The sequence below is a fragment of the Vibrio sp. CJQ_6 genome, assembly GCF_043106745.1.
Taxonomy (GTDB): Bacteria; Pseudomonadota; Gammaproteobacteria; order Enterobacterales; family Vibrionaceae; genus Vibrio; species Vibrio furnissii.
The window spans coordinates 127,020-149,704 of sequence record NZ_JBICMV010000037.1 but is presented as its reverse complement, the minus strand read 5'-3'; the positions used below and the strand labels follow the sequence as shown (position 1 = coordinate 149,704).

Here is a 22,685-nt window from a genome sequence, read left to right as displayed (position 1 = left end):
AAACGCCTGCTGACTAGCAGGCGTTTTTGTATCTCGCTATACTTCCCCTCATCATTCTCCCAGCGATCAGGTGTTATGTATTTTTTTTCCTTGCGACGACTCCGCACGCTCAGCGGTTTCTGGTGTCTTGCCTTGTATTCCATCGTCGCTCATGCCCAAATATCGACCGAACCACTGCCCGCAGGTAGCCGTGCCGGGCTGCTGATTCAGCCACTGCAACCCCATGCCACCGCGACCGTACAACAAACCGGAGACTATTTTCCGCCCGCGAGCACCCTCAAAGTCATTACGGCGTTAGCCAGCCAGTTGGAACTCGGCCCTGAGTTTCGCTTTGAAACCACCCTGAACGTCAACGCCGATGATGTTGCGCTGAACTTTGATGGAGACCCCACACTCACCACACAAGACCTTAAGACGCTTCTGCTGGCGCTGAAACAGCAGCATGGCACGGTCATCAAAGGCAATCTTTGGCTCGACAATCGCCGCTTCACGGGTTATGAACGCGCCGTGGGCTGGCCTTGGGATGTGATGGGTGTGTGCTACAGCGCCCCCGTGAGTGCGATCAGCATTGATGGCAACTGCATTCAGGCCTCGATATACACACAAGATGATGGCGCGACGCGCGTCTTCGTCCCTGAACACTACCCGGTTCACGTGACAACCGATGCACAAACGGTCAGTGACACTGAGCAGCAAAGTCAGCTCTGCGATTTAGAACTCACCGCATCACAAGAAAACCATTATCGACTCGCTGGCTGCCTGACGCATCGCAGCAAACCGTTGCCACTCAAGTTTGCGGTTCAAAACACCGAGCTGTACGCTCAACGTGTGGTGTACAAGCTGCTCAATCAACTGGGTATCACGCTCAAAGGCGACATCCGCATTGGAGCAATGCCGAATCATCACGGGCACACGCCCCATACCGTGGCTGTGCACCGTTCGGCCAACTTGACGCAATTGCTTGAAACCATGCTGAAAGAGTCCGACAACCTCATCGCAGATTCTCTGACCAAAACGCTGGGCCATCAGTTTTTTCTCCAACCCGGCAGTTTTAGCAATGGCACAGAGGCGATCAAGCAGATCATTTTCGCGCGCACGGGTATTTCACTACAAGATGCGCAACTGGCTGATGGTTCTGGCTTGTCACGCAACAACCGACTGCGCCTCGATAGCATGCGTCAGGTGCTAATGTACCTGTGGCAGCATGACGCTGAATTAGGTTTGATGGGATTGCTCCCCGTAGCCGGAGAAAGCGGCACGTTGAAGTACCGTCGTAGCATGCGCAGCAATGAGGTGAAAGGAAGAATCCAAGGGAAGAGCGGTTCGCTGTATGGCACATACAACATGGTCGGTTTCGCCCTTGATGAGCAAGGTAAGCCGGAGACGCTGTTTATTCAGTACGTCACCGACTACTTTCCGCCCAAACCCGTGCAGGACGTGCCGGTGGAATCACCCATCACTCAGTTTGAATTGGGCTTTTATCAGCATGTGCTTAGCCTAAGCCAAGCACATAGTTCACCACATTGAAGTAAATCCACATGCCGGAGATATCAACGATTGACGCCAATACTGGACTCACAAGGACAGCTGGGTCCAGTTTACACGCACGCGCAATGATTGGCAGAATACCGCCCAGCGTGGTGGAAATCGTCACCTGAATAAACAGCGCAATCGCAATGGCCAATGCAATGCTATTGAGGCTGAATCCACCAGCCGCATTCGGATCGCTAAACAGCAGAATGCGGCCAATCATGACCAGTGCGATGGCAAATGCGATACACAGCGCTACACGGCTCTCTTTCCACAACACACTCATCCACTGGCGTTTTTTCAATTCACCCGTCGCCAATGCACTGATCACCAAAGTCGCCGCTTGGCTTCCGGTGTTTCCCCCTGCTGCCGCGATCACTGGCATGTAAATCGCCAGCAATACCAACTGACTCAAGGTATCTTCGTAGTGTGAAATGATCAGTCCGGAAACGATCCCCAGCAACGCCAGAGAAATAATCCAGCCGATACGATGTTTCACGTGATCCATCACACTGGTGGTGAGATAGCTGTGTGACGTTTCGACTTCTGAGTGAATAAATCCCAGGCGGTGCGCGTAGTGACGTGCCCGTTTATCGTGATCGTCTTTATCCAACAAGTTCAACAAATGCTGCACATAGCCGACAGAACAGTGATGCAAAATAGCCACCGCCTCATCAATCGGCATAACCGTTAATAAATGCACTTGCGTTGCTTCGTCGTACTGCAAAAAAGCATTACGCGCAGCGCCGATTTCCTCTTGAGAAAAATGGGCGTTGTTTTCAATGTAATAATTGTTCATTACCGTCATGGCGAATCTCCCGATTGGCATTGGGTAACGACCATCAATAAGCAGGCACAACAAATTCGCACACATCACTGTGATGTGACATGCCAAAACTTATCAACTAGATAAAATGGAGAAAAAAGATGGGAATTGAAGAACAGGATTCCTGCCGCGTGGGCAGGGCTAACAAGCCGATACCAACAGCGGTTATTTTTCTCCCTTCATACTAGGGGGATGGTCGGTATTGTTCATGTTAGTCTCCGAAAATGGCGTTACTTCTAGAGTAACGCGCTGATTGTAACAAACGCGACGCGAAAAAGCAGTCAAAAGCGCGTAAATTTTCTCAACGCCTCGACATCTCCCCAAGCAACGCCAATACTTGATAGATGACCATCAGCGGCAGGGTTTTCCATCTCGATGAATAGGATAAAGCGGAAAGGCTATCAATGCGTGGGCATCACTTGCGTGATATTAGGTCTGATCGGCGCGACCGTCCCTTTGCTGCCAACCGTACCGTTTCTGCTGCTTGCCCTGTATTGCTTCGGCGTTTCCTCCCCAGCCTTTCAACAATGGCTCTTGCAGCATCGAACGCTGGGGCCACTGGCGAGACGATTGCATCACAAGCAAGGCTTTACCCGCGCTGAGAAATGGCAATCGCTTGCCGTGATCTGGCTATCGATGGGCAGCGTATGGTATTTCATGGCTCAAAACACCCATTGGCAATACGCGATTGCTGCATTATTAGTGTTTGAAACGGGGTTCATTCTGCGATTGAAAACCTATGTCGCCCCAGCGGACGCCACAAAAAAAGCGCCCTGAGGCGCTTTTTTTGTCACAATGATGAGGCAATTACTTCACTGTTACGCGAGCAAACTTGCGTTTACCCACTTGGTAAACTGCAGTGCCAGCGGCAGGAACCAGTTTGGCGTCATCGAGTTTTTCACCATCTTGCTTCACAGCGCCCTGTTTGATCATGCGCATCGCATCGGATGTTGACCCCACAAGACCCGCTTCTTTCAGCAAGTTAGCAATCGCGATACCCGCTTCGAATTCAAATTCCGGCATCTCTTCTGGCATAGCGCCTTTTTGGAAACGGTTAATGAATTCTTGCTCTGCAGCATCGGCATCCGCTTCCGTATGGAAACGGGCAATGATTTCTTTTGCCAGCAGGATTTTGATATCACGTGGGTTGGTGCCGTTTGCCACATCGTCTTTGAACTGTTGCAGCTCTTCCAACGGACGGAATGACAGTAGTTCGTAGTAGCTCCACATCAGATCATCGGAAATCGACATGATCTTACCAAACATCTCGCTCGGCGCTTCACTCACACCAATGTAGTTGTGAGCAGACTTCGACATTTTCTTCTCGCCGTCCAAGCCCACCAGCAGTGGCATCATCAGCACCACTTGTGGCTTCTGACCGTTGGATTTTTGCAATTCACGGCCCATCAACAGGTTGAATTTCTGGTCGGTACCACCCAGCTCAACGTCGGTTTCCATCGCCACAGAGTCGTAGCCTTGCAGCAGCGGATACATGAATTCATGGATCGCAATCGGCTGGCCATTGGCGTAACGTTTTTTGAAATCATCACGCTCAAGCATGCGTGCCACCGTTTGGTTTGCCGCCAGGCGAATCATGCCTTCTGCGCCCAACTGAGACAGCCATTCCGAGTTAAACTGAATCTTGGTTTTCGCAGGGTCCAGAATTTTGAACACTTGCTGCTTGTAGGTTTCTGCGTTACGCAGCACATCTTCGCGCGTGAGCGGTGGACGAGTGGTGTTTTTACCGGTTGGGTCACCCACCATCCCGGTGAAGTCACCGATCAGGAACGTCACATCATGGCCCAAGTCCTGGAAAGTACGCAGCTTGTTCAGGATGACAGTGTGGCCAAGGTGAATATCCGGAGCCGTTGGATCCGCACCCAATTTGATACGCAGAGGACGGCCTTCTTTGAGCTTGGCAATCAGTTCTTCTTCCGGAATCAGCTCCTCGACACCACGCTTAATCTCAGCTAAAGCAGCTTCAATACTCGCCATTCTTGTTCACTCCCACAGATTTGGCAAAAATTTAATAGTTCGACATCTTACTTGAATAGCGATGAATTTTGAAACCAGTTAGACTAACGAACTAGCGTTTTTGTTAATTAATCATTGAACGAACCCGAGTATGCATTCTATTTTTGCTCGTCTTCCGTGGATTCATCGGGCCTTAATCGCCCTATTCAGCGCGTTGATTGTCGTCGCCCTGTTTTTTCTGCCGAATCCGGAGGATCTGAGAAACGATTCCAACCGACTGGAAGTTGGCCGCCATTATCCGCTTGCTATCAATAGTGAAGCGCTCTCTCCCGGTTCCACCATTTTACCTTCTGCCATTTTGCGTTGGGAAAAACACACGGTTCACGCGGGTGAAAGTGCGGCGGTGTTATTTCAACGTATCGGCCTCTCCGCTCGCCAGTTGTATGCACTGACGTCCAGCAATAGCGAGATCAACCATCAGTTGTCGCGTTTAAGGCCGGGGGATGAACTGCAATTTGGCTTTGATGAAAACAATGACCTGATTCAACTCAAACGAAAACTCAGCGCCTACGAAACCTTTTCCATCACAAAAGCTGAATCCGGCTACACCTCAGCTTTTGATAAGAAAGAGATTTTCTATCAATACAACTACGCCGAAGCCGACATCAGTTCAAACTTTTGGAATGCCGCGATGGGCGCGGGGCTGACCGCAAACCAAATCATGGAATTGGCGGGAATTTTCGGTTGGGATATCGACTTTGCACTCGACATTCGCGCGGGAGACAACTTCAAACTGTTGTATCAAGAAAAAGTGGTAGAAGGAGAAGTGATTGGCCGCGGTAACATCATCGCTGCGATGTTCACCAACCAAGGCACCACGTTTACTGCAATTTTGGATGACAATACGGGCAATTATTATGATGAAAACGGTCGAGCGATGAAAAAAGCCTTCCTGCGTTCCCCCCTCGATTTTCGCCGCGTGTCGTCCAACTTCAACCCAAACCGTCTGCACCCCGTGACCGGCCAAGTTAAAGCGCACCGAGGCACGGATTATGTGGCGCCAGTCGGCACGCCGATTTGGGCCGCGGGCGATGGCATTGTCGAAAAATCGAGTTACAACCAGTTCAACGGGAACTACGTGTTCATTCGTCACAGCAACACTTACATCACCAAGTACCTACACTTGACACGCCGCACGGTGAAGACCGGTCAACGCGTCAAACAGGGGCAAGTGATCGGCACACTGGGGGGCACCGGACGCGTCACCGGCCCACACTTGCACTATGAATTCTTGGTCAACGGCGTACACAAAAACCCGCGCACGGTTGCACTGCCACAATCCAAATCGTTGAACGGCAAGGCCAAAGACACCTTCATTGCCAACGCGCACATTCGGTTGCAAAAGCTTTCACGCTACAGTGAATTGCTGTACGCCAAAAACTAACACCAGAGAAACCGGAGCTTGCTTCGGTTTTTTTTTCGGTTTATTTTTTCTCGCGTCCCAGCATCAACAGACACGGCGTCAACACCAAGGTTAACAGCGTGGCAAACGCCAATCCTCCCGCCACCGCCGTCGCCAGCTGTGACCACCATTGCGTGCTCGGTGCGCCAAATTCAATCTTCTGATGGATGAGGTCAATGTTCATTTCCAACACCATCGGTAACAGGCCTAAAATGGTGGTGATCGTCGTCAACATCACCGGACGCAGACGCTGCACACCTGTGCGTAAAATCGCCTCTTGTGGATTCAATCCACGTTTGCGCAGCTGATTGTAGGTGTCAATCAGTACAATGTTGTTGTTGACCACAATCCCAGCCAGCGCAATCACACCAATCCCCGACATGATCACACCAAACGGTTTGTGGAAAATCAATAAACCAGCAAAGACGCCCACCGTCGAAAACAACACGGCACTGAGGATCAAAAAGGCCTGATAAAAGCTATTGAACTGAGTGACCAAGATCAGCGCCATCGCCACCAAGGCCACCACAAACGCCGACTGCAAAAACGCCGCCGAGTGCTCCTGCTCTTCATTTTGCCCGCGCAAACGAAACTCAACGCTGTCTGGTAAGGCGAGTTCAGCCAAAGCATGTTCGATGTTGGGCAACATCAATGCGAGGTTATACCCTTCCTTTAGATCGGCCATCACATGGATGACACGACGACCATCGACGCGCTTGATGGTGTCTTGCTTATGATCCGGCTTGATGGCCGCAAAGTTGGTGATCGGAACCAGTCCCGCAGGCGTTTTCACTCGCAGCTGATCAAACCGACCAATGTCCCGCTGCGCTGTGGGATAACGCACCAGAATATCGACTTCTTCATTGGCATCATCAGGCAGATAGTCGCCAATTTTTAATCCATTGGTGACCAACTGCACCGTATTACCGACCAACGTCGCATCCGCGCCAAAACGCGACGCATCATCGCGGCGAATGTCGATTCGCCAATCAATGCCCGGTTTATTACCACTATCACTGATGTTAGTGAACGCCGGATTGGCATCAGCCCAAGTCCGAACCTGTGTGGCTGCCGCATTCAGCTCATCGGCGTTGCGCGCCGACAGTTCGATCACCAAATCGTGTTCACTTGGAGGACCGGCATCAGGAAACTTATATTCAATCTCGACGCCAGCGAATTGATCCGTGACCTGTTTGAGTTCCTCAATGATGGTCTTTACTTTGCGCCGATGCTGCCAGTCAACCGGTGTGATCTGAATCTGACCAATCCCGTCCTCCACCCCCGTGCGCGTGTACACACTTTCAAACTCATCGTGGCCAAGCATCACCTGCTCAATGTCTCGCATGATGGTGTCTTTTTCCTGAATCGACAAATCGCCATAAGAGCGCACTTTGACGGTAAAGAATGGCGGGTCGACTTCGGGGAAAAACTCCGCGCCCAATCCCGCTTTTGCATAGGTCACACCGACCGCCGCCGCCATCACCACGGCAGCCAGCAGTATTTTGAGTGGGTGACGAATGGCCACTGACAATGTTAGGTAATAAAGTTTGGTCAGGCCTGTGGCTTGATCAAACTCGCCATTTTGCAGCGCAATCATACGCGCCTGCTCTTGTGGTGAGACGTGCTGCGGCCTTCCCATCAGGCTGCCTAGTACTGGCACAAACAGCAAGGCCATCACCAATGAGGCGGCCAACGTGGCAATCAGCGTCAACGGCAGAAACTTCATGAATTCGCCCGTGATGTCCGGCCAAAACAGCAGCGGCGCAAACGCGGCCAACGTGGTGGCGGTCGAGGCGGTAATGGGCCATGCCATACGCTTGGCGGCATCGCGGTACGCTTCACCACGGGGCATGCCCTCTTGCATGCGCCGGTCGGCAAACTCCGTCACCACAATCGCACCGTCCACCAGCATGCCAACCGCCATAATGAGTGAAAACAGCACCACAATATTGACGGTCAAACCAAACACTGACAGCACCAACAATCCGGTTAAAAACGAACCGGGAATCGATACCCCCACTAAAAACGCGGTGCGTACGCCTAAAATGGCAATGATGACAATGACCACCAACAGGATTGCTGACAGGATGTTATTTTGCAGATCGTTTAGCATCAACTGCACATCTTTCGACTCATCCCAAGTGTATTTCACCAGTAAGTTATTCGGCCAATCCTCACGCTTTTGCGCTTCACGCATCACGGTTTTCACCAGCGCCACGGTGTCGATGATGTTCTCACCCGCTCGTTTTTTTACATCTAGAACCACCGCCGATTTGCCATCAAGACGGGCAAAGCTTTCCGGATCGCGAAACGCACGGCGCACGGTGGCGATATCGCCAAACGTGATCACCCGCTTGCCCTCCACCTTGACGGGCAGCTCCAACACATCTTTTAACGAGTTAAACACCGAGGGGACTTTGACCGAAAATCGCCCATAGCCGGTATCGACAAAGCCCGCGGCCACAACGCGATTATTGAGTGCGATGAGATTGTAGATGTCCCCCTGATCCAAGCCGTAGCTCTCCATCAGCAATGGATCGACCACGATCTCCACAATGTCTTCGCGATCGCCGGCAATATCCACTTCCAACACTTGGCGATAGCTTTCCAGCTTATCGCGCAGCGCTCGGGCGATCTGCACGATCCCCCGCTCAGGCACCGTGCCGTATAACACCACCGACAGTACAGGCTGCTCGGACGCCAACGTCACTTCATTGACAATCGGTTCATCGCTGTCTGCCGGCAACTTCGGTTTGGCGAGGTCAACGGCTTCACGCACGTCCGCCATCGCTTTCGTGAGATCAACGCCAACATTGAACTCCAACACAATTGAGGCATACCCTTCCGCGGCATTGGCCGTCATCTCTTTCACCCCCTCGATGGCGCGTAATTCTTGCTCCAATGGACGGGCGATCAGTCGCTCCGCATCATCGGGGGAGATGCCTTGGTGAGTGACCGAAACATAAATGATGGGAATGGTGATGTCAGGGCTGGACTCTTTGGGAATGGTCAGGTAGGTCAGCACACCCGCTGCCAGAATAAACACCAGCAACGTCAACATGGTTCGCGCGCGAGACAGCGCGGCATCAATCAATGTAAACATCGCGCGCTCCTACGGGGTCACCAGTTGCTGAACCGCAATGACACGATCACCGTCGCGCACAAAGCCTTGCCCACGCGTAATAATCTTGACCTGATCGCCAAGCCCCGTCAGCCACACGCCATCTTGTTCTGCCTTCACCAACTGAATGGGCACGAAGTGGACCGTGTCTGCAACCAAGGTTTTCACTCCAAGATTGCCTTCTGCATCCAACGCGAGCATCGCCGATGTGACTTTGACCGCCGGTTGCGTGGCAAGCGCTAATTCTACTTCCGCACTCACCCCCGCAGGCATCGCATCACGCGGATTGGGAACGGTGATTTCCAGCGCAAAGGTATGGGTGGCTGGATCGGACACTCGAGCCAGATAGCGAATGGTGCCATCGAGCAGCATGCCATCCATCAATCGCACTCGTGCGCTTTGCCCCACCGCTAAATGTTGAATGTGACGTTCACTGACATCGGCTTCGATGACCAAAGGATTGAGTTCAATCAGCGTCGCGATCGGATCGCCAATACCAACATAATCACCGTGTTCAACAGGTAACAACTCAACCACTGCATCAAATGGCGCGCGCACTTGGGTATGACGCAAGGCGAGTTCAACACGACTGAGTTCAGCGTTGGCATCCGCTCGCGCCGCCAGCGCATTGGTGTAGGCGACCTCACCTTGTAGGCCTCGATTTTTGAGCGACTTCGCCGCCTGATACTCTTGCTCACGTACACGAAGTTGCGCGCGAGCACGTGCCAGTTGCGCCGCCAAATCACCCGTTTCAATACGCGCAATGACTTGGCCTTGTGTCACGGCTTGGCCTTTCTCGACCAGTAACGCTTGAATTCGGCCACCAAACTCCGCCGCCAGACGCACCTGACGATTCGGCGCGGTTCGGCCGTAGAGTTCGATTTTTTTGTCGGTGGGCTGCGCGACGAAGGTTTGATACAACACACGCGCAAGGGGAATGGTGTCGGCGTTGGGCTCTCGGCGCTCTTCGGCGTTTAACGCCCCAAGACTAAGCCAAGCAGCGAGAAGACCAATAAGATAGGCAGAAAAAAGCCAAGGACGTTGGGTCAGAAAGTGACCCACGGACAAGCGGCCCGACGTAGGGTGAGACATAAATAATCCTTTATACTTATATCCCTACGCAACCGCCTTATACGTAGGACAGTCAGCCGCTGAAGGCGACTGACTTTGGCATCTATGGTCTGATGTCAGACACTAAACGATGCACCGCAGCCGCAAGTTGTGGTTGCGTTCGGGTTGTTGACAAAGAAACGAGACCCTTCCAGTCCTTCCGTGTAATCAACCACCCCACCGATGAGATATTGCAGGCTCATCGGGTCAACCACTAAGGTTACGCCGCTGTTTTCGATCGTGGTGTCACCATCATTGACGTTTTCGTCAAACGTAAAACCGTATTGGAAACCGCTGCAACCGCCGCCGGTGATATACACGCGCAGTTTCAGTGCTGGATTTTCTTCTTCAGCGATCAACGCTCTCACGCGTGTTGCCGCTGCATCGGAAAAAGATAATGGTACATTTATATCGCTCACGACGACCTCTCTCACTCGTGTCTGTGCCCAGCCGCTCAAGTCATCTCAGGCTCTGCGTCGGGTCTGTCTAATTGTGATTTGTGACGATTATCTAATACCTGACTTGTCCGTTCAAGTATTAGCCTGAATTTCGCTATCTCTCAGCCCGAACCATCATCGCTGCGAATCATTCAATGGTCTTTTTTTACCTCGAATCGAATGAATGACTCTGTGAATGGGCTCAGAAAATCGGGGAAAAGATTTCGTCTCGCGCCGCATCAGCGTACAATGCTGGCCACATTGGTCCGAGCAATCATAAAGAGGAACTATCCATGACCAAATCAGAAGATCTTTATCAAAAGGCACAAACAAGAATCCCGGGAGGCGTAAACTCTCCTGTACGCGCATTTAATGGCGTTGGCGGTTCTCCAATCTTTGTTGACCGTGCAGACGGCGCGCTGATTTTTGATGCTGATGGTAAAGCGTACATTGATTATGTCGGTTCATGGGGTCCGATGATCCTCGGTCACAACCACGCAGTGATTCGTGAAGCGGTGATTGATGCTGCCAATCGTGGTTTGAGCTTTGGTGCCCCCACTGAAATGGAAATCGCGATGGCTGAACTGGTGTCAGAACTGGTGCCATCCATGGAACAGCTGCGTATGGTGAACTCGGGTACAGAAGCGACCATGAGTGCCATTCGCCTGGCGCGCGGTTTTACTGGCCGCGACAAAATCATCAAATTTGAAGGCTGTTACCACGGCCACGCAGACAGCCTGCTTGTGAAAGCTGGCTCGGGAGCCCTCACGCTGGGCCAACCGAGCTCTCCCGGCGTTCCAGCGGATTTCGCAAAATACACGCTTACCGCCCGTTTTAATGATCTCGACTCAGTTCGCGCGCTGTTTGCCGCCAATCCAGGTGAAATTGCGTGCATCATCGTTGAACCGGTGGCGGGCAACATGAACTGTATTCCACCCGTTGAAGGCTTCCACGAAGGCTTGCGTGAAATCTGTGACCAAGAAGGCGCGCTGCTGATTTTCGATGAAGTGATGACCGGGTTCCGCGTCGCGTTGGGCGGTGCTCAAGCGCATTACAACATCAAACCTGACTTAACCACACTGGGCAAAGTGATCGGCGGCGGCATGCCAGTCGGCGCATTTGGTGGTCGTCGTGACGTGATGCAATACATCGCGCCAACCGGTCCGGTTTATCAAGCAGGGACACTGTCTGGCAACCCTATTGCAATGGCAGCAGGTTATGCATGTCTGTCTCTGCTAAAAGAAGAAGGCAACGAAAAACGCCTTGCGGCGAAAACCAAACAACTGGCTGATGGCTTTAAAGAGATGGCCGACCGCCACGGGATTCCACTGTTGGTTCATCAAGTTGGCGGGATGTTCGGTTTCTTCTTCACGGACCAAACCAGCGTCACGTGCTTCGAAGACGTGACCCAATGTGACGTTGAACGCTTTAAACGCTTCTTCCACCTGATGCTGAAACACGGTGTTTACTTGGCACCATCAGCCTTTGAAGCGAGCTTTACGTCTCTGGCACACGGTTCTAAAGAGATTGAAGCCACGTTGGAAGCTGCCGAACGCAGTTTTGCGATCATGGCTGCAGAAGCATAAGCAAGCTGCGGGACACGAAAAAGGCTGCCGACGCAGCCTTTTTTTGTGCTTGAACGCTTTTCAGCGTCAAAGCCTCGGGTGAGCACATGACTGACATTATGCTTGCCAGTTTACCGCCACCAAGATCACCAAAATGGCGATCACAACGCCCAGCCACGGGATACGACGGCGCTTGGGTGACGTCTGTTCGCAGCCTTTATCGTTATCACAACATCCCATTTTCTGCTCCTCATTGCTAACCGCCTGAAATGCGGCCATTATAAACCCAATTGATGATCACATGGGACCACTACCGTGCCTGACAAACTGAAAATCTCCTCCAGTCATTGGGTTTTGATCGTTGCCTTATTGGCTGCGGCGTTTACCTGCTATTTACTGGTCAAGCCTTACGTGAACTCGATTGTGATGGCATTTATCATCTCACTTCTGATGTTCCCAATCCATGAGAAACTCGAAGCCAAACTGCCGTCACACAAGAATCTGGCTTCGCTGCTATCGTGCATTATTCTGACCTTCATCATCGTGATTCCACTGCTGTTTGTGTTTGGGGCAATCGTCCAACAAGGCTCTAAATTCTCACAAAACGTCTATCAATGGGTCACGCACGGCGGCATTCAAACGGTTTTCAACCATCCTTGGGTGGTGAAAGGTCTCTCGCTTGCGAACCATTACCTGCCATTTGATGAAATCCAACCGCAGCAGATTGCGCAAAAAGTCGGCCAATTGGCCACCTCGTTTGGGAGCAATCTGGTCGGCATCAGCGCCAAAATACTCGGCGACGCCACCAACTTCATCATGAACTTTTTGTTGATGCTGTTTGTGCTGTTTTTCCTGCTGCGCGATCACGACAAAATCATCACCGCCATTCGTCATATTCTGCCGCTGTCTCGCAGCCAAGAAGACAAACTGCTGTCGGAAATCGAACAAGTCTCGAAATCGGCAGTGATGGGATCGTTTCTGACCGCCATCGCACAAGGTGCGGCCGGCGGTTTCGGCATGTGGATGGCCGGATTCCCGGGCCTCTTCTGGGGCACCATGATGGGCTTTGCGTCTTTCATTCCGTTGGTCGGGACGGCGCTGATCTGGATTCCTGCGACGATTTATCTGTTTCTCATTGGCGACACCACGTGGGCCATCTTCCTTGGTGTATGGAGTGTGGCAGTGGTCGGTTCCATCGACAACCTGCTGCGTCCGCTCCTGATGCAGGGCAGCGCAGGCATGAACACGCTGATGATCTTCTTTTCACTACTGGGCGGTATTCAGTTGTTCGGTTTGATTGGCTTGATCTACGGCCCACTGATCTTTGCCATCACCATGGTGCTGTTCAATATCTATGAAGAAGAATTTAAAGGGTTCTTAAACCGTCAAGACAACAGCTAAACCGCCATTCTAAGCCTTACCCGAAGGATAAAAGCACTTCAAGCACTGGGCTGATTATGCGAAAATCAGCCCCCCTATTTTGTGTCGAGTCTGTTATGTCGAATTACATCGCGCCGAGCCAAATTGCACAGCGTCAGTTGGCCTACTTCGAAGGTAAACACGTCTTGGTTGCGGGTGAAGCCGAAGATTTGTTCCCACTGGAACTAGCCAAACACTGCGCCTCCGTGTCGGTCTTTACCACCAACTATGGTTATTACCGCCAATTACACGGCAAATCCGCGCTTCACTGTTACTTTGGTGCCGAATTGGTGGATGAAGTCCATGCCGACATGGTGCTGCTGTACTGGCCCAAAGCCAAGCTGGAAGCGGAATACCTGCTCGCCATGTTGATGGCTAAGCTGGGGGAAAACACCGAAATCGTCGTGGTGGGTGAAAATCGCTCTGGCGTCAAAAGCATTGAAAAGATGTTTGCCGCGTATGGTCTGATCAACAAATATGACTCAGCGCGCCGCTGCTCCTTTTATTGGGGTCAATGTACGCAGGCGGTGAAACCATTTATTCTCGACGAATGGTTCAAATCTTACGCGGTGCAGTATCACCACCATACCCTCACCGTGCGCAGCCTGCCGGGCGTCTTTAGCCATGGTGAGTTTGACATGGGCAGCCGTCTGCTACTCGATACGCTCCCGCCCCTACAAGGCAAAGTGCTCGATTTTGGCTGTGGTGCTGGTGTTCTCGGCGGTGTGATGGCCATGCTTTATCCCAACATTGCATTGGAAATGTGCGACATCAGCGCATTGGCGATTCGTTCGAGCCAAGAAACCCTCGCGGCCAACGGACTCTCAGGCCGAGTGTTTGCGTCGGATGTATACTCCGACACCGCGTCGGACTACCAGTTCATTGTTACCAATCCACCGTTCCATGCCGGATTGGATACCAGCTACAACGCCGCAGAGACATTACTGGCAAAAGCACCTGCGCATCTTCAACGTCAAGGCCAACTGGTTGTGGTTGCCAACAGTTTCCTCAAATATCCGCCGATCATCGAACAAGCATTTGGTAATTGTGAGACGTTAAATAAGACCAATAAATTCACCATCTATCACGCTCACAAATAAGTGAATAGAGAGAAATTGCCGTTTTTAACGGTGATTTCTCACCCATTTTGCCGAAAAGTGCGTCCATGCCCACGCTTTGAACCCAACTTACTTGTCAAAGTAAAAAAACTCGTTAATTTCGTTATTTCAGTTCATTCTAATCAACCACGCCACTGACTCACCGCAAAGAGCCGGTGCCATCAAAGTAACGCCTTTTCTATGTTTAGGTTCAATCGGAAGCAAAAGTTTAAGCGCCTGCAAAATACCCTCATGCTCGCGTTCTTGGTTCTTAGCATCACCCCATTGACGGTGACGGCGATTTTTTTCCTTCAATCTCACAGTAAAGATCTTCAGGAACAAAGCACATCGCACCTTCTTTCGGTCCGTGATACGAAGCAACAGCAAGTCATCGACTACCTCAGCGCGAAAGAGTCTGAAGTCATGGGCTTTGTTCGCTCAGAACTGGCTTACGCCAGTGGCGGGCGTTTCTATGGGTTAGTGAACGCATTTCAACGCTTAGGCGTTGATATCGACCAAGCACGAGAGCATGCACAGCAGCGTTACGTCACCGGTTCTGGTGATGAAGTCAAAACCTCCGTGCTACCAGAATCGAGCAGTTATGTCGGCAGTGAGCGCTATCGCCTCCTGCACAAACGCTACCATTGGGCCTATCTCGAGCTACTCAAACGGTCCGACTTTGATGACATCCTGTTGGTCGATATCACCGGCAACGTGGTGTATTCCATCTACAAACGTGAGAACTACGGCACCAACTTGCTCACGGGGCGATTCAAAGACAGTAACTTAGGGCAAACCTTCCGCCAGTTGGAACAGCAAGTCAGTGAACACCGAAAAACCAACGAAGATTACACACCAGTGGTGTTGTCGGACTTTGTCGATGAACAAGGCCGTCAATTTGCTTGGATGGGCGCGCCCATTATTCAACAAGGCTATCTGCACAGCTACGCCATGTTCCGTTTACCCAACAACGGCATCACCAAGCTGATCGCAGACACCAACACCACGTCATCGATGCGCACGTTATTGGTCGGTCAGGATCATCGTTCACGCACGCTGGCTTACGATCAACCGGAAATCGATAAAAGTACGCAAGTGATTGATTGGGCGCTCAATGGCAGCCGATCCGTCGGCACGTACACCAATCTTGATGACGAGAAAACCATTGCCGCTTACGCGCCGATCAATCTCAAAGACCTGCATTGGGCGTTGGTGGTCGAACTGCCTGAAAAAGAAGCTTTCGCACGCATTCGTCAATTGGAAAAACTGTTCATCTTCGCGATGCTGACTGCCATTATTTTGGTGGTGATTGCCTCACATTACCTATCGAATTTCATCACCTCACCCCTGCTAAAACTGACATGGGCCGCTGAACGCGTGTCGGCTGGTGATTTAGATGAAACCATGATCAACACCGATCGGCGTGATGAAATTGGGCGACTGGCGGTTAGTTTTGAACGCATGCAGCGCTCGATTCGCGAAAAAATGCAACTGATTAAGGCACAGAATAAAGAGCTCGAGAGCAACATTCAGGTCATCCGTAAACAGAATGATGAGTTGCAACTGGCCAACAAACTCAAAGATGAGTTTCTGGCCACAACATCCCATGAGCTGCGAACTCCATTGCATGGCATGATCGGGATTGCCGAAGCATTGACTTCCGGCGCCAATGGCCCAATCAGCGCCGCGCATAAGTATCAACTCGACATCATTATCAGCAGCGGGCAACGTTTGGCCACACTGGTCGATGACCTACTCGATTACCACAAAATGCGTTACGGCAATCTGGATATTCATCGCACGGCAGTCAATCTTTCCAACGCCACACGTTTGGTTTTGGAGCTGTCAAATCACCTGTTGGGTAAAAAACAGATTCGCATCATCAATCAGGTCGCAGAAGAAGCGCCGGTATGGGTCTCTGCTGATGCGCAGCGTCTTGAGCAAGTGTTGTACAACTTGATTGGCAACGCGATCAAATACACCTCCGAAGGCAAGATTGTCATTTCTGCCACTCGCGTTGACCAACACATTCGCGTACAAGTGGTGGATACCGGACAAGGGATTCCGGCAGAGCAATTAGAACATATTTTCGAACCCCTGATTCAAGCCGGGCACGACACCAGTCGCTACCGCCAAGGGGCCGGACTGGGCCTCTCGATCAGCCGTCAGTTGATCGAGCTGATGCAAGGGTCGCTGTATGTCAGCAGTCAACCCATGGTCGGAACGACGTTTAGCTTCACACTGCCGATGGCCTCTGACGACGAAATCGCCCAAGCGCAGTTGACGCAACAACCGCACTTCCAAGCGCCTGAATTGACTGAACTGGATCTGCCAGACCATCACAGCATTCCGGAGAATCCAACCGGGCCGTTGCTCTTGGTGGCTGATGATGAGCCGGTGAACTTACGCGTGCTCGATAGCTTCCTGCGTCTTGAAGGCTATCGCGTGCGCACCGCTCAGGATGGGAACGAAGTCCTGCAGGCCGTCGCAGAAGAGAAACCTGAATTGTTGCTACTGGACATCATGATGCCCGGCATGAGCGGCTATCAGGTGTGTGAAGAGCTGCGTAAAACGTACGATCATGCAGCGTTGCCAGTCATCATGCTCACCGCGCTCAATCAATCCGATGACCGAGTGCGCGGCTTTGAAGCCGGCGCCAACGATTATCTATCCAAACCGTTCAATAAGCAGGAATTAGCCGCACGTATCGTCGCGCACTTGACCGCAAGTAAAGCGGAACAACGTCGCCTTGAGAACGCGGAACTGCAAAAAGAACTCAAACATCGCGCCATGGTGGAAGCAAGCTTGCTGGAAACACAAGGCCGACTGCTGGAACAGCTGGAATCAGCGCCAGAAGCGATTGTGTGCATTCGGGAAGACAACAAGGTTCGCTTTGCCAATGACGCCGCAGCGCGCCTGTTTAAACGCAGTCAGGAACAGCTCAAACGCTCCAACGCTGACGAATTGATTGCGCAAAAATACTTGTTGGTCGAACAGGATCACTATTGTGGCAATGTCGACATCTTCATCGACGACACGCGCCAACACGTGAACGCCGATGTCTTGCGTCTGCCCAAAGGTGCCGGATTGCAAGCGATGTATATCTTTAATGTCGGCGGTAACATTAACGCGGCGCGCATCCACAACCTTGAAACGGCGGTTGAAGCCCTATCAAGTTACGCGTTTGACGGCGACAAAGATAAATTGCAACAACTCAAAGAGCTGGGCGGTGAATTCACACGCTTGGCCGACAAAGCCTCCGGTGACGGCCAATCCAAACAAGAGTTGATGCGTTCTGTTCTGGTCGATGCCATGACCTCCGCCCTCAACTACTGGGAAAGAGTCTCCGGTCAAAGCAAGTTCACCTTTGCTGAACAAAGTGGGCTGTGGCGCGTCTACCTCGATCGCAGTACGCTGCAAACTCGAACACTCGACAAATACCTGCGTATCGAAACACTGCCTAAAACGCCGCGCTGGCGCACCGTGCTTAACTCGTTAGATTACATTCTGGATCACTGCCAGGAACAAGGACCAGAACGCACTTACATTGAAGTGCAACGGGATAAGTTACAAAAGCTACTGACGTCAGAATAACCGCACTGCTGCCGACAAAGCCCGTCACTTGACGGGCTTTTTTATGGCCGACACGCCGCATCCTAGTCGCATTCTGGCCGCACCAGATTGGCTCGAATAACCGGGCAAAACTTCATCATGCGTGCTTCCTTTTACCCGTAAAATAAACCCATTTGTCGCGCCGCGCTTCCCCCTCTAAAAACGTCAAGGTCCGCGCGAATACGGTGTTCAATGCCGCTTCAAACGGAGTGTATGAACAACTTTGCGAAACGAATCACAACAATTCGCCAGATTTAATTTCCAACAAAAAATTTCTATCTCAAACGAGCAGTGAGCAAGATCTCACTAATAAAAGAACAGGAACAAACCCACAAATAACAATACATAAAGCGTTAGCAAACACTAACTCACCTCGTGTTAAAGTGGATTTTATGTGATATCGATCTGCGCTTATTTTTTACTCACCATGAGACTTTTTTAGTCAATTTTGACGTTTATAACAACGTACCCTTTGGTTTTGACGTTTTTGACGGGAATTGAAATTGATAAATTTCCTGACAAGGTGTTTCCTTACCCCTGTCAAAGGCCTACAGGCCACTCATGTTATCCGGCACCTCCGACCGCATAACACTTCAATGAGGTAGGTCCTTGTGAGTGTTGTTCAATACGATAGCACTCGACTCCATTTGTGAAATAAAAGCAAATAGTAAGGAACAGCTATGCTTGCCAATATTAAGAAAACCGCACTTGCAGCCGCAGTTATTGCTGCAGCAACCAGCGTTTCAGCTCCGGCATTTGCCCGTAGCGAGCTAACCATCGTGCCAGATTTCTACCCTACCATGGTGCGTAACTTCAACCCGTACCTAGCCACAAACCTACGTACCACCACCGACTTCATCTACGAGCCGTTGGTTGTATTTAACGAAATGCATGGCAACACTCCGGTGATGCGCCTGGCTGAAAACTACAAGATGTCTGACGATCTGATGAGTGTGACGTTCGACATCCGTAAAGGTGTGAAATGGTCAGATGGCCAAAAATTCACAGCAAACGATGTGGTTTACTCGTTTAACCTGCTGAAAAACAAGCCTGAGCTTGATCAGCGCGGTATCAACAACTGGGTCACCAGCGTAGAAAAATTGGATGATTACAAAGTCCGTTTCCGTTTGACGGAAGCGAACTCTAACGTTCCTTACGAAATTGCTCAGGTGCCGATTGTGGCAGAGCACGTTTGGAAAGACGTCAAAGATCCAACCACATTTACGAACGAGAATCCGGTAGGTACAGGTCCATTTACGGTTATCGATACCTTTACACCACAGCTTTACATTCAGTGCCGTAACCCGAATTACTGGGATTCTGCCAACCTAGCCGTGGATTGTCTGCGCGTGCCACAAATCGCAAACAACGACCAACTCTTGGGTAAAATTGTTAACTCAGAACTCGACTGGACATCATCATTCGTCCCAGACATCGACCGTACCTACGCAGCAGCGAACCAGAATCACCATTACTGGTATCCAGCGGCAGGGACACAATCGTTCGTCGTGAACTTCAAAAACGCTGACCCAGCGAAAAAAGAAGCGCTGAACAATGTTGATTTCCGTCGTGCATTCTCAATGGCACTCGATCGTCAAACCATCATTGATATCGCGTTCTACGGCGGCGGTACCGTGAATGACTTCGCATCCGGTCTGGGTTACGCCTTCCAATCTTGGTCTGACGAATCAGTTCATAACAAGTACAAAGGCTTCAACACGTACGATGTAGACGGTGCGAAAGCGCTGCTAGCAAAAGCGGGCTTCAAAGACATCAACGGCGACGGCTTTGTTGAAACGCCATCGGGTAAATCATTTGAACTGCTGATTCAATCACCAAATGGTTGGACTGACTTCAACAACACCGTTCAGCTTGCGGTTGAACAATTGCAAGATGTGGGTATCAAAGCGAAAGCGCGTACACCAGAATTTGCGGTTTACAACCAAGCCATGCTGGAAGGAACGTACGATGTGGCGTACACCAACTACTTCCACGGTGCAGACCCATACACCTACTGGAACAGTGCATACAACTCAGCACTGCAGAAAGGTGATGGCATGCCTCGCTTTGCGATGCACTTCTTCACTGACAACAAACTGGACGGTCTGCTAGACAGCTTCTACAAAACAGCAGACAAGAACGAGCAGGTTGAAATCGCACATGGCATTCAGAAGATCATCGCTGAAAACCAAGTGACGGTGCCTGTGATGTCTGGTGCATGGATGTATCAGTACAACACCACGCGTTTCACGGGTTGGTGGAATGAAGAAAATCCAAAAGGCCGTCCAAGCATTTGGGCTGGTATCCCTGAGCGTCTACTGCATGTACTGGACCTAAAACCAGTTAAGTAAGCGTTCTATCTTTGCGGCGCACCCATTGTGCGCCGCTGATTAAAAATCCCCTGATTTCATTGTCCATATGGCGCTCGTCGTTAGGGGATTTCTCGCTCTCAATTTCGCTAGGAGCGGCCTGAAGCCAATTCAGGAACAAACTGGGTGAGTAAGGTGTGTGAGTTATGGGTTATTTTTTAAGACGTTTGTCGTTCTATTTTGTCGCATTGATCGTTGCTGCGACACTCAACTTTGTTATTCCGCGAGCAATGCCTGGTGACCCGGTTACCATGATGTTTGCTAACGCGACAACCCAAGTAACGCCAGAACGAATCGAAGCGATGCAAAAGCTGCTCGGTTTTGTCGATGGCCCTTGGTACGTGCAATACGCCACGTATATGAAAAGTATCTTCAGCTGGGAGCTGGGGACCTCCATCAAATTTTATCCACTAAGCGTCAATGAACTGCTCGGTAGCGCCTTTGGTTGGTCGCTGTTCCTTGCCGGCACCGCGGTGGTCATTTCCTTTTCGATTGGTTCCATCTTAGGCATTTTTGCGGCTTGGAAACGTGGTAGTCACTATGACACCTTCATCACGCCGGGCATGTTGGTAATCCAAGCGGTACCGCAAGTGGTGATCGCCATGCTGGCCATGTTCACGTTTGCCATTGGTTTAGGCTGGTTCCCAACAGGTTATGCCTACACCGCCGGAACAATTCCAGACTGGACCAGTTGGACCTTCATCAAAGATGTCGGCTACCACGCCATTCTCCCGCTGGTCTGTGCGTCAGTGGTCCAAATTGGCGGCTTTTTGGTCAACATGCGAAACAACATGATTAACCTGTTGGCCGAAGACTACATCACGATGGCCAAAGGTAAAGGCTTGAGCGAGAACCGCGTGGTCTTTAACTACGCCGCGCGAAATGCGCTGTTGCCGAGTGTCACCGCCCTCTCCATGTCGTTGGGCATGGCGATTGGAGGTCAGCTCATCATTGAAATCATCTTCAACTATCCGGGTCTCGGTACGGTGTTGTTCAACGCCATTACAGCCCGTGACTATCAAGTACTGCAGGGTCAATTGCTGATCATGACACTGTTTATGCTGTTCTTTAACCTGCTGGCGGACATGTTGTACGTCGTACTCGACCCGCGTCTGCGCAAAGGAGGTAAATAATCATGAAAGCCCTTTGGAAACTACTGCGCGGCAACCGAGTCGCCATGGTGGGTGTCACCATTTTAAGTATCTTCCTGTTTATCGCTGTCGCAGCCCCGCTGATCACAAAGCATGCTCCCGATAAGCGTACAGGGAACCCACATGAATACCCTGCATTTGTCGTGAAAGCGGCCAAAGCCAACCCTGAGGGTTGGGTCGCTGAAAATCTGGCAACCGACCGCCGCACTTTGGCGATGTCGAAAAAAGCCGATCACACCTTAGGCACGACACGGATGGGTCGCGACGTGTGGTCACAAGTAGCTTACGGTGCTCGCGTGTCACTGGCCGTGGGATTTGGCGCCGGGATTACCGTGTGTTTTCTGGCCACCGTCATTGGGGTGTCAGCCGGTTATTTCGGGGGACGCGTGGATGATTTCCTCACCGCAGCCATGAACATCATGCTGGTGATTCCACAATACCCATTACTGTTTGTGGTGGCTGCCTTTATCGGGGAAGCTGGGCCATTAACCATCTCCCTCATCATTGGCTGTACCTCGTGGGCTTGGGGGGCTCGGGTTGTACGCGCTCAAACACTCGCTCTGCGCGAAAAAGAGTTTGTGAAAGCGGCGGAAGTCCTAGGCGAATCCTCCTGGCGCATCATCTTTGTGGAAATTTTGCCGAACCTCATCTCGATTGTCGGCGCAAGTTTCATCGGTTCCGTGATGTACGCCATCATGATGGAAGCCACCATCTCGTTCTTGGGTCTAGGCGATCCAAACACCATCAGTTGGGGCATCATGCTCTACAACGTGCAAACGTCTTCTTCCATGCTGATCGGCGCTTGGTGGGAACTCTTGGCACCATGTATCTCCTTGACCTTGTTGGTGACTGGTTTGGCACTGCTGAACTTCGCCGTGGATGAAATTGCGAACCCGCAATTGCGTTCTCACAAAGGCATGAAACGTTGGAAAAAACTGGCCGCACAAGACAAGCAAGAGCGTAAGCCTGAGCCTGCGCCACAAACCCCAATCTGGAGCGGAGACAAATAATC

Annotated in this window: 16 protein-coding genes; 10 read left to right on the top strand and 6 right to left on the bottom strand. The window is 51.2% G+C overall.

The window, feature by feature from the left end; genetic code table 11:
* Positions 1-75 precede the first annotated feature (75 nt).
* Complete coding sequence (gene dacB, locus ACF8PK_RS22300; protein ID WP_392443634.1) at positions 76-1,527, top strand: serine-type D-Ala-D-Ala carboxypeptidase; 1,452 nt, start codon at positions 76-78, stop codon at positions 1,525-1,527.
* Here dacB and ACF8PK_RS22295 read toward each other — a convergent pair.
* Positions 1,493-2,338: a magnesium transporter gene (locus tag ACF8PK_RS22295; RefSeq protein ID WP_004728974.1), complete on the bottom strand. Its 846-nt coding sequence runs from the start codon at positions 2,336-2,338 to the stop codon at positions 1,493-1,495. The two genes, dacB and ACF8PK_RS22295, sit on opposite strands and share 35 nt — an antisense overlap.
* Positions 2,339-2,731: 393 nt before the next feature.
* Here ACF8PK_RS22295 and ACF8PK_RS22290 point away from each other — a divergent pair, with 393 nt between their 5' ends.
* On the top strand, positions 2,732-3,133 hold the full coding sequence (locus ACF8PK_RS22290; RefSeq protein ID WP_038152684.1) for a YbaN family protein: 402 nt from the start codon (positions 2,732-2,734) through the stop codon (positions 3,131-3,133).
* Positions 3,134-3,163: 30 nt separating this feature from the next.
* Here ACF8PK_RS22290 and tyrS read toward each other — a convergent pair whose 3' ends face one another.
* Positions 3,164-4,351 carry a tyrosine--tRNA ligase gene (tyrS, locus tag ACF8PK_RS22285; protein ID WP_004728978.1) on the bottom strand — a complete coding sequence of 396 codons (1,188 nt, stop codon included), beginning with the start codon at positions 4,349-4,351 and terminating at the stop codon, positions 3,164-3,166.
* A gap of 130 nt (positions 4,352-4,481) precedes the next feature.
* Here tyrS and ACF8PK_RS22280 point away from each other — a divergent pair, with 130 nt between their 5' ends.
* Complete coding sequence (locus tag ACF8PK_RS22280; RefSeq protein WP_014204489.1) at positions 4,482-5,774, top strand: peptidoglycan DD-metalloendopeptidase family protein; 1,293 nt, start codon at positions 4,482-4,484, stop codon at positions 5,772-5,774.
* Positions 5,775-5,814: 40 nt separating this feature from the next.
* Here ACF8PK_RS22280 and ACF8PK_RS22275 read toward each other — a convergent pair whose 3' ends face one another.
* The 3 genes from ACF8PK_RS22275 to erpA form a co-directional block, all read right to left on the bottom strand.
* Positions 5,815-8,895: an efflux RND transporter permease subunit gene (locus tag ACF8PK_RS22275; RefSeq protein WP_392443630.1), complete on the bottom strand. Its 3,081-nt coding sequence runs from the start codon at positions 8,893-8,895 to the stop codon at positions 5,815-5,817.
* A gap of 9 nt (positions 8,896-8,904) precedes the next feature.
* On the bottom strand, positions 8,905-10,005 hold the full coding sequence (locus ACF8PK_RS22270) for an efflux RND transporter periplasmic adaptor subunit (protein ID WP_392443627.1): 1,101 nt from the start codon (positions 10,003-10,005) through the stop codon (positions 8,905-8,907).
* Between the two features lie 95 nt (positions 10,006-10,100).
* Positions 10,101-10,442, bottom strand: a complete 342-nt coding sequence (gene erpA / locus ACF8PK_RS22265) for an iron-sulfur cluster insertion protein ErpA (RefSeq protein WP_014204486.1) — start codon at positions 10,440-10,442, stop codon at positions 10,101-10,103.
* 311 nt (positions 10,443-10,753) lie between these two features.
* On the opposite strand from erpA, the gene hemL reads away from it, so the two are divergent.
* Positions 10,754-12,046, top strand: a complete 1,293-nt coding sequence (gene hemL / locus ACF8PK_RS22260; RefSeq protein WP_004728988.1) for a glutamate-1-semialdehyde 2,1-aminomutase — start codon at positions 10,754-10,756, stop codon at positions 12,044-12,046.
* 96 nt (positions 12,047-12,142) lie between these two features.
* On the opposite strand, the gene ACF8PK_RS22255 is transcribed toward hemL, so the two are convergent.
* Positions 12,143-12,265, bottom strand: coding sequence for a hypothetical protein (locus ACF8PK_RS22255; RefSeq protein ID WP_014204484.1), 123 nt, complete (start codon positions 12,263-12,265; stop codon positions 12,143-12,145).
* Positions 12,266-12,340: 75 nt separating this feature from the next.
* Between ACF8PK_RS22255 and ACF8PK_RS22250 the strand changes: the two genes are divergently transcribed.
* The 6 genes from ACF8PK_RS22250 to ACF8PK_RS22225 all read left to right on the top strand — a co-directional run bounded on the left by ACF8PK_RS22250 (position 12,341) and on the right by ACF8PK_RS22225 (position 22,683).
* On the top strand, positions 12,341-13,426 hold the full coding sequence (locus ACF8PK_RS22250) for an AI-2E family transporter (RefSeq protein WP_004728992.1): 1,086 nt from the start codon (positions 12,341-12,343) through the stop codon (positions 13,424-13,426).
* Between the two features lie 95 nt (positions 13,427-13,521).
* On the top strand, positions 13,522-14,544 hold the full coding sequence (gene rsmC / locus ACF8PK_RS22245) for a 16S rRNA (guanine(1207)-N(2))-methyltransferase RsmC (RefSeq protein ID WP_392443624.1): 1,023 nt from the start codon (positions 13,522-13,524) through the stop codon (positions 14,542-14,544).
* A 198-nt stretch (positions 14,545-14,742) separates the two neighbouring features.
* Positions 14,743-18,135, top strand: coding sequence for a response regulator (locus tag ACF8PK_RS22240; RefSeq protein WP_392443622.1), 3,393 nt, complete (start codon positions 14,743-14,745; stop codon positions 18,133-18,135).
* A gap of 698 nt (positions 18,136-18,833) precedes the next feature.
* Positions 18,834-20,504, top strand: coding sequence for an ABC transporter substrate-binding protein (locus ACF8PK_RS22235; protein WP_004728998.1), 1,671 nt, complete (start codon positions 18,834-18,836; stop codon positions 20,502-20,504).
* A gap of 164 nt (positions 20,505-20,668) precedes the next feature.
* Complete coding sequence (locus ACF8PK_RS22230) at positions 20,669-21,655, top strand: ABC transporter permease (RefSeq protein WP_143680367.1); 987 nt, start codon at positions 20,669-20,671, stop codon at positions 21,653-21,655.
* A 2-nt stretch (positions 21,656-21,657) separates the two neighbouring features.
* Complete coding sequence (locus tag ACF8PK_RS22225) at positions 21,658-22,683, top strand: ABC transporter permease (RefSeq protein ID WP_004729001.1); 1,026 nt, start codon at positions 21,658-21,660, stop codon at positions 22,681-22,683.
* Positions 22,684-22,685: the final 2 nt, after the last annotated feature.